The sequence below is a fragment of the Treponema vincentii genome (assembly GCF_010365865.1).
In the GTDB taxonomy this organism is placed as follows: domain Bacteria; phylum Spirochaetota; class Spirochaetia; order Treponematales; family Treponemataceae; genus Treponema.
In genome coordinates this window covers 118,333-131,188 of record NZ_CP048020.1, presented here as the reverse complement: position 1 = coordinate 131,188, position 12,856 = coordinate 118,333, and the positions used below count along the sequence as shown (strand labels likewise).

The following is a 12,856-nucleotide window of genomic DNA, read 5'->3' as shown; positions in this document are numbered from 1 at the left end:
TTATGAGTAGTGATATTTCAAAAATGAGAAATATCGGTATAAGTGCGCATATCGATTCGGGAAAAACAACCCTTTCAGAGCGTATCTTGTTTTATTGCGACCGTATTCATACCATTCATGAGGTACGCGGAAAAGACGGTGTCGGCGCCGTTATGGACAATATGGAATTGGAACGGGAGCGCGGTATCACCATTCAGTCCGCATCGACACAGGTAAAATGGAAAGATCACACCATTAACGTTATCGACACTCCCGGACACGTCGACTTTACCATCGAGGTTGAGCGTTCCCTGCGCGTTTTGGATGGTGCTATTTTGGTACTGTGTTCCGTTGCCGGCGTACAGTCTCAATCTATCACCGTTGACCGCCAGTTGAAACGCTACCATGTCCCGCGTATCGCCTTTGTCAACAAGTGCGATAGAACCGGCGCCAACCCGTTAAAGGTACGGATGCAGCTGCGCGAAAAGCTCGGCTTGAACGCCTATATGATGCAGCTCCCGATCGGACTTGAAGATAAACTTGAAGGCGTTATCGACCTCGTAACGATGAAAGCGCTGTATTTTGAAGGAGACAGCGGTACCGAACTCCGTGTTGCCGAAATTCCTGCTCATCTTTTGGATGAAGCAAAAAAGTACCGCGAAGAAATGATTGATGCAGCTTCCATGTTCTCCGATGAGCTTGCGGAAGCATACCTCGAAGGAGCCGAAACGGAAGAGATGATCCGTGCAGCGGTACGCGCCGGTACGTTAAAAGAAGCTTTTGTACCGGTGTTCCTCGGTTCAGCCTATAAAAACAAAGGTATCCAGCCATTGCTCGATGCTGTAACGTACTACTTGCCCAATCCGACGGAGATTACCAACAAGGCACTCAATTTGGATAAAAACGAAGAGCCGGTTGTATTGACTTCCAACCCTGACGATCCGGTTGTTTCACTCGGCTTTAAGCTGGAAGACGGAAAATACGGTCAGTTGACGTATGTGCGTATCTATCAGGGAACGCTAAAAAAGGGCGGCGAACTGTACAATACCCGTTCACGTAAAAAGTTTAAGGTCGGACGTCTTGTCCGTATGAACTCCGCCGAAATGGAAGATATTACCGAAGGCGGCCCGGGAGACATCGTCGCGCTCTTCGGTATCGAATGCGCATCAGGCGATACGTTCTGCGGCGGAGACCTTAACTACGCGATGAGCTCTATGTTTGTGCCGGATCCGGTTATTTCGCTGTCGGTTACCCCCAAAGATAAGAAATCCGCCGACCAAATGGGCAAGGCGTTGAACCGCTTTACCAAAGAAGACCCCACGTTCCGCACGTATGTAGACCCCGAATCGAACGAAACGATTATTCAGGGTATGGGCGAACTCCACTTGGATGTATACATTGAACGAATGCGCCGCGAATACAAGTGCGAGGTAGAAACCGGTATGCCGCAGGTTGCCTACCGCGAAGCGATCAGCCAGCGTGCGGACTTTAACTACACCCATAAAAAGCAGACGGGCGGTTCCGGTCAGTTCGGCCGTGTTGCAGGCTTTATCGAACCTACCTCCGAGCAAGACTACGAGTTTGTCGATCAGATTAAGGGCGGCGCCATTCCTTCGGAATTTATTCCGTCTTGCGATAAGGGCTTTAGAGCGGCCGTTAAGAAGGGCACGCTGATTGGCTTCCCGATTGTCGGCGTGCGGGTTACCATCAACGACGGTCAAACACACCCGGTAGACTCTTCCGATATGGCATTCCAAGCTGCAGCTATCGGCGCTTTCCGCGAAGCGTATAAAAAAGCCAATCCGATTGTGCTTGAACCGATTATGAAGGTTTCTATTGAAGGCCCGCAGGAATTCCAAGGAAATATCTTTGGACTTATTAACCAACGTCGTGGTATAATATTAGCATCCACTGAGGATGAACAGTTTACCCGTGTCGATGCGGAAGTCCCGTTAAGCGAAATGTTCGGTTTTTCAACCATTTTGCGCTCTTCAACGCAGGGTAAAGCTGAATACTCAATGGAATTTGCGAAGTACGGCAAAGCTCCCCAGAGTGTTACGGAAGCATTAATTAAAGCGTATGAAGAAAAACGCAAAGCGGAACAACAAAAATAGGAGGCGGGAAATGGTTAAAGAGGATTTAATCGAACGCAGCGCTGTTCGTAATTTTGAAAAAGCGCTCGGAGGGGCGTTACAGCCGGGAGAAATCGGCATTGTAACGGCTAAAAGAGGCGTTGGAAAAACTTCCATGCTGGTTCAGCTCGGATTGGATCAGTTGCTGCAAGGTAAACCGATTGTACATATCTCGTTCAGTCAGCAAACCGATTATGCCATTACATGGTATAACAATATGTTCGACGAAACAGCTGAGAAAAAACACCTTGAAAAAGCTGCCGAATTAAAATCTGAGGTTATCGCACGGCGCATCGTGCTGAATTTTAACCAAGATATCGTGCGTACAACCCAGATTATCAAAACCGTAAAAGCACTATTTGAAATCGGTTCCAAACCTTCCGCACTGATGATCGACGATTTTGATTTTTCAAAAGCGGTACCTGAAGCGATCCAGCAAATAAAAGCTTTTGCAAAAGAGACCGGCATGTTCGTTTGGTATACAGCTTCCGCAGACGTACGCGAAAAGGTTATCCACCCTGATCTGAAACCGTATGCTAATGATCTTGATGTTATCCTGTATTTGGAACCCGCACCGGAAGCAGTTAAAATCTATGCGCTAAAAGCCCGTGGCAAAGCAGACTTTGATACCGGCTGCAAGCTTGATACCAAAACGATGTTGTTAGCGGAAAAATAATTTTCCTTATAGCTCCAGCTAAGCGCACCGAGGCCATAAAGGCTATCGAAAAGCCCTGTCGATTATATCGGCAGGGCTTTTTTTATGCAGTGACCATTTGAACCAACAGTTCAACTCTGGTTGAGCAGCCTCTCTTCTGCTGCGGGGTTGTTAAAAAATGTCTGATGCGTTTGCCCCGTCCATTTTTGTTTTCCTCTTGACTCTTTTTTTTTTGGGGTATTATGGAAGAGAAGTTCTAAACATGAACCAACTCCATCGTTTGGAACACCTTAACAAAAGAGGAGGGCAAAAATGCCGAATACGACAAAACGTCCGGCAGGAAAAAATCATCCTGCGGATATCCAAACTGCCAATAACAGAGTAAAAAAATACATCTCCATTATAAGCGCTATTTTATTACTCTGTGCCGTTATTGGATGTAACGGACCCGTTAATAATCCAACACGAACACCAACTGCAAAAGGGGTGTATGCGCCGACGGATGTAAAGGCTGAACTTGACAGTAACACGGTTAATGGCATAACTATTTCGTGGACAGATACCGGCGCAAAAACTTACTGGGTGTATTACAACACAAGTAACGATTCATCTACAGCAAAAGTTTTGACTGATTATACGTTTTCATCAAAGTATTCCACCACGTTATCGGAGACAGGTACCTACTATTTTTGGCTAAGGGCTGCCGACGATTTTACATCCTCAAGCAGTTTGAGCAGCTTCAGTAATGTTGCCTCATTATCGTTTACCTACACGACACTTCAAGTACCGGCGAACGTACAAGCGGAGCTTTCCACGGAAAAGCTCAATACGATTACGGTGAGCTGGACTACAACCGGAGCAAAATACTACTGGGTTTATTATGGGACAACCAATAACACGGCATCTGCCATATTATTAAGCGATACGGTTTCATCAACAAGTTATTCTAAGAGTTTTTCGGCTTCCGGTACATATTATTTCTGGGTGAAAAGCGCCGACGGTTATAACAATACCGACCAGACAAGCGACTTCAGCAATGGTGTCAGTTGTACGTTAACGCACCAAGATTTACCGGTACCGGCAAATCTTACCGCTTCAAAAGAGGGCGCCGGAGAATATTCAGGAATAAAACTTACGTGGAATTCCACCGGAAGCGCTTGGTATCATGTATACTGGGGAACCACAAACGATAAGGCGGCGGCAAAAAAACTTGACTCTGTGGACAGCAATTCAAAAAAAGTGTATGCAGATATCCACAAGCTTGTTTCCGGTACAACGTATTATTTCTGGGTAAAAAGCGCCGACGGCAATAAAACAGATGATAATACAAGCGCCTTTAGCTCTGTTGCTTCATATACATGGACGGAATAAAGCCCTAGGTTGTCTGTTCCGAAACGGAAGTCTCGGAACAGGTTTACTCTGCATTATCCGGTTGAGCGGGATTTTCCGGTTGTGGTACCGAAGCAGTCCCGGTTGTGCCCGCCGCTTGGTTAGAGGATGCTGCCTCCGTAGAAGGAGCGGCGCCGGTGCTTGTATTTGAAACGGTAGCAGGCGGTGCCGGCCGCACGGAAGCAGACTCCTGCGGAGCCGAACCGAGCAAAAGGCGTATGGTTTCGTATTCGCTTTTATGTCTCATCTTTAAGTATAACGTTTTGCTGCCGGCATTGTACGCATAGCCCGAAGAATTATACATCTCGAAGCGAGCATCGCTTCTAAAGGGGATGCCATACATTTCTATCCGGTAGAAAGGCCTAATACCGTGCAAGGTAAGATAGTGAGATTGCCCTTCCGGGAATCGGATTCGTAATACTAAGGTTTTTGAAGTGTTTTCTAAAACCTCGATGTTCTGTGCGCATGTCCATGCCCAAATACCGGCCTCCGCCTGTAAAGCAAGTGACTGGGCATGGGGATACCAACTGTTATCCGGCTTCAGCAGAGGATAGAGCGTGCCGACATCCAGTACATCACTGTCATCGGCCGTAATTACCAACTGTGTCGATTTACTGCCGGTTACGGTAAGTCCTACGGGCAACCCGGCCGATTCACCTGAGTATCTTAATAAAGAAGTTACCAGCATTCGTGCAACGGATTGCCATACCGAAGATTGCTCCGTTCCGTATCGCATCAATATCCGTGCAGAAGCTAAAGCGGCAACGCTGTCGATATACGTACCGTCATTACTCAAGTACAACCCTTCATCGATCAACAACAGAGCATCGGTAATTTTTTTCTCGCACACTGGCAGCAAATCTTCAAACAACGTTTTCCGTTCGGGGTAGTAATGCGTACAATCGAGCCATACTTCCAACACGCCCGCAGCCTGCCGTGCATTAAGTTGTGCAACATCCATCTTCTCTATCAACCGGAATAAACCTTCTATGCTGCGCTTAGAGCCGCGGTCGGTTAAAAACGGTATTAAGCCGTCTTGTTCAAAAATTTCAAGCGAATTATCCGTGATAAGCGCGGCGTACCGTTCCCTTTTTTTTGCATCGTCGGCAATCAATCCTACATGAGTTTCCTGCACATTATCATAAAAAGGATTTGAAAGGTATGTCCGTACGTTTCGTGCAAGCGTTTGAGCAGGGGCTGTTTCCATCGTTCCGGCAAATTTACCGCGCTGCCCCATCTCGGCAATATATGCTATCAACGTTTTCTCCGTTATCCGTTTAGACGAAAGTGCCTGCGTCCCTGCATGAACAACCGCCGAGGAAAAACTATTAAGCGCTGCCGTATAAGATTCCGCAGAAGCCTGTACCATCGATGGGATGGTTGTGATATCCAATTCTTCAAGCGGCAAATAGGTTTTGTAAGAGGCAAACGGTTGCCCCTTGGCAAGCACCAAATGAGGTTCTTCGAACTGTGCCGCCGTATCCTCTCCATCCGTGTCAAAACCGAAACTGCCGGTAAACGTATACTGTTTTTTACCGGAACGCACAAAAATCTTACCGTCTGCACGTTCAATACCGGCATTTTGAGTAATCTTCCATGGGAGCAATATTCTTTTTATTCCTTCGGGAAGTACAGCTTCGACCATGAGGCTGTCAACATCGCCGCGTCTTTCTGAAAAAAATGAAATAACAACATCATCCGAACAATGTACCGAAAATCGCGCTTCCGCCTCATAAAATTGATATGCCAAAACGCGCAACGCAGAAGTGATATCCCCTTCGTCCACGGCATACACGGGATTTTGCTCACTGATATATAAATTCAGCCCATTCGAGACGACATGAAGGGGTAAAAGAGGAATCATTTTGCCCGACTCGGCACGTTCCTGCCTGCCCGTAACGGTCATAGACCCTAACGTTAAAGAAAAAGTTTGCCCTTTGGTAAACTGAAGAACAAAAATACCGAAAATAACACTACAATAAAGGACGGTATATGCAACTATTCTACCTGCAATATGCTTCATACGCTGTTAGTCTAATAAAAGGGGATAATAATTGCAACAGTAAAACCGCCACGGCTGACGGAAAGTTTTCTTATGATATACTGCTGTTGAAACCGTTTAACATAACCGCTAGACCAGATTGGAAAACTTGGGTAGACTAGCGGGGTTATGCAAAAGCGAAAGGCTTTGAGCAGTTTCTTTAGTTTTAGTTAATCACCGTTCCGTAGGAGTCTTCATGAAACATTTGTATAGAAGTATTTCAAAAAAAAAACCGTATGTATCTACCTTATAATCGGTATGCTTTTCTGTTTGAGCGCACAGGGAGCAAAGCCTCATACACAATCCAATCGGCAAGGGACCGAAAAATCCGCACGCTCCGACAATAAGGCGGAAGCTAAGGAGGAAATTCCACCGCGAGTCATATTCGGACAACAATTAAGTGCATTGTTAAGCGAGCAAAAATGGGATGAAGCTATCGCACTTTTTTGACACTTTACCCGAAGAAGACAGAGCTTCTCTTTCCATACGGAATTTAAAGGTAGCCGTACTCATTTCAACCGGACGGATAAAGGATGCGGAAGCAACGGCAAAAGCATTGGAAAAGCAATATCCCAGCGACCTCAATGTACTGTATACCATGACAATGGTTGCTCAAGCAAAAAACGACAAAAAAATGCGAAGAACATATTTAAAAAAGATATTAAAACTCGATCCCGATAACATACAGGCATTACAAGAAGAGGGCGTCGATTTATACGATCAGAGAAGCTATAAAGAAGCAGGAAAGATATTCAACAAAATTTTGCAAAAACATCCGAATGATATTCAAGCGCTTATTTGGTGTGGAAAGGTTTATTATTTAGATAACAAGATGCCGGAGGCGGAGCAATGCTACACAACAGTCTTGAAGTATCAGCCGAAGAACAGCCTTGCAATTGCCGAATTGGCGCGGATAAAATCGGAGACAAATCGTATGGCGGAAGCTATTGCGGATATACAAAAAGCAACCGAATTGGAACCCGATGCCGCTCCGCATTGGACGGATCTCGGTTCTTATAATCTACAAATAGGGAGAAAAGAAGAAGCCCGTGCGGCTTTTAAGCGTGCAATCGAACTTGTCCCCGATTCCTATTTTGTTCATATTTACCTTGCAGGATTAAATGACGACCTCGGCAACAAAGAAGACGCGATAAAGCACTACAAAAAAGTAACCGAACTCTACCCGCAATATTATTATGCGTATGAAGGACTCGGGATTTTATTGTTTGAAAAAAACGATTGGGAAGGCGCTCGCGCGGCCTTTGTGAATGCCCTGCGCTATGCTCCTACGAATACCTATTATGCGTTATCCGCAACGGTATGCAGCTATAAACTGAATAAAAAAGCGGAAGCAAAAGACTTTATGTCAAAATATCTTAAAACGATAGACCGTACAAAGCGCGAAACCGATTACTATCTTTGCCGCCTTTTTGTCGACTTTGCCGGCGATAGCGATGCCAATAATCGTATTACAAAAGAAAAGGACGAAACGGAGCGCTTACGCAAGTTCTTCTATTTAGCCGAATTCTACCGACTTGCAGGAAAAGGTCATCTTGCCGAAAAGTTCCTGCTCGAAATTAAGACTACCCCAACCCCGACCTTTTTTGAATATCGACTTGCAATAAGTGAACTCACTACAAATCCTGATACCTCTACAAAAAAATAGGATAAGTCTATGAATCAAACATTGAAACGCATTACTTTAAATGATAAAGAAATCATCCTACTTGGAACGGCGCATATTTCAAAAGAAAGCATCGATGATGTTGAGCGATGTATTCGCGATGAACACCCCGACTGCGTTTGTGTAGAATTGGATGAACAGCGATACAAAGCGCTTACCGATGAAAAGCGGTGGCAGGAACTCGATATTGTCGAAGTGCTGAAAACCGGAAAAGGTTTTTTGCTGCTTGCTAATCTCGTGCTTGCTGCTTTTCAGAAACGGATCGGCGCCGATGTCGGGGTTAAGCCGGGGGATGAAATGAAGGCGGCTATTACCGCCGCAAAAGAACTTTCGATTAAAACGGAGCTTGTTGACCGTCCGATTCACATCACGCTCAAACGGGCATGGGCAAAGAACAACTTGTGGGGTAAGTCGAAGCTTTTGGCAACGCTGCTTAGCAGCGCTTTTTCTACCGAAAAACTCAGCGCGGATGAAATTGAAGCGCTGAAAGACAAAAGCGAAATGGACAGCATGATGACGGAAATGGCGGAATATTTGCCGCAGGTAAAGGAAGCCCTCATCGACGAGCGCGATCGCTATTTGGCGACAAAAATATGGAATGCGGCGGGAAAGAAAACCGTTGCGGTTTTAGGCGCGGGACACCTCGAAGGCACCGCCGCCTATCTTGAAAAACTGCAAAGCGGAACAGCGCCGAACGATGTAAGCGATATTGCGGATGTACCGCCGAAAAGCGGTTTTGCAAAAATTTCCGGCTGGATATTACCGGCGCTGATTGTACTGCTTATTGCAGCGGGATTTATGAAAGGCGGCGTCGCAGCGTCAAGCGCGTTGCTGGTACGCTGGCTGCTCTGGAACGGAAGCCTTGCCGCACTCGGAACACTGCTCGCGCTTGGTCATCCGTTAAGCATCATCACCGGCTTCTTAGGCGCCCCGCTCGCAACCCTTAACCCGTTTATCGGAGTCGGCTTATTTACCGGCATTGTTCAAGCATGGGTGCGGAAACCGCAGGTCGCCGACATGGAGAACCTAACCACCGATGTAACGAGCATCAAGGGATGGTATAAAAACAAAATAGCGCACATCCTGCTGATCTTCCTTTTATCCAGCCTCGGCGGAGCAATCGGTAACTTTATCGCAGTCCCCGCACTGGTAAGCGGCTTATTATAAGGAAGCGTCCGGTACGATTGCCGTGGAGAGAATAATGCGAACACAGATAGAGGCCATACAACATAAGCTTTTAGCGATGCAAGATACGGCATATAGGGATTTTAATGCAAAACTTATTCCCACCGTTGATCCGAAACTCATGATTGGGATACGGACGCCTCTTTTACGGAAATTTGCGAAAGACCTGTTTAAGACGGAACCGAAGCAGGCTGCCGCTTTTATGCAAACCCTTCCGCATCGGTATTTTGAAGAAAACAATCTTCACGCATTCCTCATCGAAAATATCAAAGACTTTGATACCGCCATAACCGAAACGGAACGGTTTTTACCGTTTATCGACAACTGGGCAACCTGCGACAGTTTTGCACCGCGCCTCTTTAAAAAATATTCTAATGAGGTATATCAAAAAATTTTGATATGGATACGGTCGCCCCGTACTTATACCGTCCGCTATGCCATCAATCTCTTGTTGTCGAATTACCTTGATGACCGATTTAAACCGGAAATGCTCAAACTCGTTGCCAGCGTCAAATCGGATGAGTATTACATCAATATGATGATTGCGTGGTATTTCAGTTTTGCGCTAATTAAACAGTACGACGCCGCGCTCCCCTATATCAAAAAGCAAACGCTTGCCCCCTTTACCCACAACAAAACCATCCAAAAAGCGATAGAGAGCCGCCGGATTTCTCCGGAAACAAAGGACTACTTACGGACGTTGAAAGTGTAACAGTAGTGCCGTATTAACCTTCGATAACCTGTATATCAAATTCCAGCTGAGGCATACACTCCGCTAAATCGCTTTGAATCCGTTTGAGCGCTTCTACACGCATTTCTACGGAAGTGTTGGCATTTCCCTGAATAATAAAGATTGCGTTTTTTGTTTTGTCATCAAATTTATAGTTTTCCCCATCGCGGACATCCAACCACGCCATAATTCCTTTGAGGTCGCGGTACATATAATCGGTCTTTGCGACATGCTTTTCCGTCGATAGGATAGGCAAGAACACATCTTCATTTTTACTGACGGCAAATTCTATCTGTCCGTCTACCTTTCCAAGATCATGCCCGCCTATTGCCAAAAGCGAACGCAATGATTCGACATTATAAATGTCGATAACACTATTGATATGCGGGATAGAACCACGGTGTTGAATGTTTCGGATAAGAGCCGGCACGGTCGGCATATATTTTTTGATGCTGCGCCCGACACTTTGCAGCATATCGGTGTATCCCTGAATGACAGGATGATTAAATATTTCATCAATATCGCACTTTAATGCCCATTCTTCCATTTCTTTTTGCTTTTTTAAAAATGCATCGGATAACGTCGCCTGTGGATCTACATTTTTTGCAATGCCGACCACAATGCTTTTAATTCCCAGTGCTGACATACTTTCGTCCATAATAAATTTCATAGCAGTTGTACCTCCATATTTTCTGCTCGGTATAAGTGAATTGATTAAACCTATTCGACAACGAAGTGATCGAACCGAATTATTATACCATTGACTTTAAGTTTTTTAAAGTAACCGCACGGCATACTAGAACAGACAATAAATAGATTTTTTGATACAATAAATTCAATTTTTCAGAGAAGGAGACTTTTATGGATATCAATAAGAAAGCGGAGATCCTAGAAAAATCAAAAGAGTGGTTTAAAACCAGTATAATGGAGCAACACCAAGTAAACACACAAAAACTAACTTCAATTAAAAAATTTAATGTGAATCCGTTTCTTGCATCCTATTTGGCTCATTTTCTTACCGGTAATGGAAAACCGGAAAGCCTTGCAAAAGCTTTAATTTATCCCCGTGTGCTTGGAACTTCAATAAATACAACGTTTGGCACAGGTATTCAAAAATTTACAACGGAGGTACTTTCCTCTTTTGCAAGTACGGCAAGCGGAATGGATATTGAATTTGACGATGCAATAGACGGTTCTCATAAATATTGTCAATTAAAAGCAGGTCCAAATACAATAAATAAGGATGATGTGGAAACGATTGCAAATCATTTTAAAAAAGTAAAACATTTAGCGAGAACAAATTCTTTAAAAATCGGATTTGATGATTTAATTGTAGGAGTTATTTATGGATCCCCTGAAGAATTGAGTACGCACTATAAAAGCCTCACAAAAGACCATGACATTTCGGTTCTTGTCGGTAAAGATTTCTGGTATCATTTGACTGGCGAAGAAAATTTTTATTTTGAATTAATAAAGACTATTGATTCTGTTGTTTCTGCAAGCAACTTCAAAGACGAACTAGATGAAGTTATACAACAATTAGCACAGACACAAGAAATTATAGCTCTTTCCGAATCATAAGTTTCTTATAGCATTTATCTCTTGACAAGATAAAATAACCATACATAATGTTTCATAAGATGGTTACTATGAAAAGAGAATTAGAGGTATATTCCCTTAAACAATTTGCAGATTTACTATCTGTTTCCAAAGACACACTGAGGCGTTGGGATAACTCAGGAAAACTAAAAGCTAGGAGAAATGGAATTTCCGGATATAGATTTTATACGGAAAAAGAACTGAAAATTTGTGAACAATTAGAATTGTATTTACCGGATGTAAGAGATGCTGATAATACAGTAATTCCGAATAAGCATTATACATCTATAGAACTTTTTGCAGGAGCGGGAGGGCTCGCACTTGGACTAGAGGAAGCAGGGTTGCATCATATCATGCTAAATGAAGTTGATCATGCCGCTTGTGAAACTTTGCGAAAAAACCGCCCTCATTGGAATGTTATTGAAGGCGATATTCATGATATAGATTTTTCGATATACCATGGAAAAGCAGATGTGGTAACAGGAGGGTTCCCTTGTCAAGCCTTTAGCTATGCGGGTAAAAAATTAGGTTTTGAAGATACTCGGGGAACTCTATTTTTTGAATGGGCGCGAGCGGTAAAAGAAATTCAACCTAAAATTTGTATTGGAGAAAATGTTCGGGGGCTACTTTCTCATGACAATGGAAAAACAATTAAAGGAATGACGGATGTTCTTACTGAACTGGGTTACACAGTTTTACCCCCCCAAATTTTAAAAGCGATTTATTATAAAGTTCCTCAAAAAAGAGAACGAATGATTTTAGTTGGCATAAGAAATGATATTTCAACCGAATTTTTTTATCCAAAACCAAGTAGACACATCTATACACTAAAAGATGCCTTAAAAAAAGGATCCTTATTTGATTGTGATGTCCCGGAATCGGAAGGAGAAAAATATCCTGAAAAGAAAAGAAAAGTTTTAGAATTAGTTCCTCCCGGAGGTTACTGGAGAGATTTGCCTATAGGAATTCAAAAAGAATACATGAAAGGTAGTTACTACTTAGGCGGTGGAAAAACAGGTATGGCGCGAAGGATTTCTTGGAATGAACCCTGTTTAACATTAACATGTGCACCAGCTCAAAAACAGACAGAACGCTGCCACCCCAATGAAACGCGTCCCTTTACTGTAAGAGAATATGCTCGTATTCAAACATTTCCTGACCATTGGGAATTTACAGGTTCAATGACAAACCAATACAAACAAATTGGAAATGCTGTTCCTGTAAATTTAGCAAAAGAAGTTGGCTACTCTGTTGTAGATTTTTTAAATCGTTATTATCAAAGTCAACAAAAACAAACAATGCGTAAAAATATTGAATACAAGACAGAAAAAACTGCTATCTAATTATGTAGAATATTAGCCTCGAAAACATAACATTTTGCCATTAACAGTATACAATGAGGTACATTTTTAATGATATAAAAACAAAAAAATTTCAGCAAAAGGGCACCTAAGTACGTGAG

General features: G+C 43.6%; 10 protein-coding genes. 8 read left to right on the top strand and 2 right to left on the bottom strand.

The features are described 5' to 3' along the window. Positions 1-2 precede the first annotated feature (2 nt). The 3 genes from fusA (at position 3) to GWP43_RS00570 (ending at position 4,137) form a co-directional block, all read left to right on the top strand. Positions 3-2,093, top strand: a complete 2,091-nt coding sequence (gene fusA / locus GWP43_RS00580) for an elongation factor G (RefSeq protein WP_162662011.1) — start codon at positions 3-5, stop codon at positions 2,091-2,093. A gap of 10 nt (positions 2,094-2,103) precedes the next feature. Further along, positions 2,104-2,787 (top strand): hypothetical protein, encoded by a 684-nt coding sequence (locus GWP43_RS00575; protein ID WP_162662010.1) that lies wholly within the window; start codon positions 2,104-2,106, stop codon positions 2,785-2,787. Between the two features lie 291 nt (positions 2,788-3,078). Continuing rightward, positions 3,079-4,137 carry a hypothetical protein gene (locus GWP43_RS00570; protein WP_162661900.1) on the top strand — a complete coding sequence of 353 codons (1,059 nt, stop codon included), beginning with the start codon at positions 3,079-3,081 and terminating at the stop codon, positions 4,135-4,137. Between the two features lie 43 nt (positions 4,138-4,180). Here GWP43_RS00570 and GWP43_RS00565 read toward each other — a convergent pair whose 3' ends face one another. Beyond that, positions 4,181-6,178, bottom strand: a complete 1,998-nt coding sequence (locus GWP43_RS00565; RefSeq protein ID WP_162662009.1) for a hypothetical protein — start codon at positions 6,176-6,178, stop codon at positions 4,181-4,183. A gap of 445 nt (positions 6,179-6,623) precedes the next feature. Between GWP43_RS00565 and GWP43_RS00560 the strand changes: the two genes are divergently transcribed. Genes GWP43_RS00560 through GWP43_RS00550 form a run of 3 tightly spaced genes read left to right on the top strand, consistent with a single transcriptional unit; the run spans position 6,624 to position 9,777 of the window. Next, positions 6,624-7,862, top strand: coding sequence for a tetratricopeptide repeat protein (locus tag GWP43_RS00560; protein ID WP_230977792.1), 1,239 nt, complete (start codon positions 6,624-6,626; stop codon positions 7,860-7,862). A 9-nt stretch (positions 7,863-7,871) separates the two neighbouring features. Then, the gene (locus GWP43_RS00555) at positions 7,872-9,047 is read left to right on the top strand and encodes a TraB/GumN family protein (protein WP_162662008.1); all 1,176 of its coding nucleotides are present in this window, start codon (positions 7,872-7,874) and stop codon (positions 9,045-9,047) included. Positions 9,048-9,081: 34 nt separating this feature from the next. Continuing rightward, positions 9,082-9,777 (top strand): DNA alkylation repair protein, encoded by a 696-nt coding sequence (locus GWP43_RS00550; protein ID WP_162662007.1) that lies wholly within the window; start codon positions 9,082-9,084, stop codon positions 9,775-9,777. Between the two features lie 13 nt (positions 9,778-9,790). On the opposite strand, the gene GWP43_RS00545 is transcribed toward GWP43_RS00550, so the two are convergent. Beyond that, positions 9,791-10,465, bottom strand: a complete 675-nt coding sequence (locus tag GWP43_RS00545) for a B3/B4 domain-containing protein (protein WP_162662006.1) — start codon at positions 10,463-10,465, stop codon at positions 9,791-9,793. 191 nt (positions 10,466-10,656) lie between these two features. Here GWP43_RS00545 and GWP43_RS00540 point away from each other — a divergent pair, with 191 nt between their 5' ends. After that, positions 10,657-11,376, top strand: a complete 720-nt coding sequence (locus GWP43_RS00540) for a PmeII family type II restriction endonuclease (protein WP_203232425.1) — start codon at positions 10,657-10,659, stop codon at positions 11,374-11,376. Positions 11,377-11,444: 68 nt separating this feature from the next. Further along, positions 11,445-12,737, top strand: a complete 1,293-nt coding sequence (gene dcm, locus GWP43_RS00535; protein WP_203232424.1) for a DNA (cytosine-5-)-methyltransferase — start codon at positions 11,445-11,447, stop codon at positions 12,735-12,737. Positions 12,738-12,856 lie beyond the last annotated feature (119 nt).

Coding starts and splice junctions, on each gene's coding strand:
- fusA (WP_162662011.1), top strand. CDS start 3: ATGAGTAGTGATATTTCAAAAATGAGAAATATCGGTATAAGTGCGCAT.
- GWP43_RS00575 (WP_162662010.1), top strand. CDS start 2,104: ATGGTTAAAGAGGATTTAATCGAACGCAGCGCTGTTCGTAATTTTGAA.
- GWP43_RS00570 (WP_162661900.1), top strand. CDS start 3,079: ATGCCGAATACGACAAAACGTCCGGCAGGAAAAAATCATCCTGCGGAT.
- GWP43_RS00565 (WP_162662009.1), bottom strand. CDS start 6,178: ATGAAGCATATTGCAGGTAGAATAGTTGCATATACCGTCCTTTATTGT.
- GWP43_RS00560 (WP_230977792.1), top strand. CDS start 6,624: ATGAAGCTATCGCACTTTTTTGACACTTTACCCGAAGAAGACAGAGCT.
- GWP43_RS00555 (WP_162662008.1), top strand. CDS start 7,872: ATGAATCAAACATTGAAACGCATTACTTTAAATGATAAAGAAATCATC.
- GWP43_RS00550 (WP_162662007.1), top strand. CDS start 9,082: ATGCGAACACAGATAGAGGCCATACAACATAAGCTTTTAGCGATGCAA.
- GWP43_RS00545 (WP_162662006.1), bottom strand. CDS start 10,465: ATGAAATTTATTATGGACGAAAGTATGTCAGCACTGGGAATTAAAAGC.
- GWP43_RS00540 (WP_203232425.1), top strand. CDS start 10,657: ATGGATATCAATAAGAAAGCGGAGATCCTAGAAAAATCAAAAGAGTGG.
- dcm (WP_203232424.1), top strand. CDS start 11,445: ATGAAAAGAGAATTAGAGGTATATTCCCTTAAACAATTTGCAGATTTA.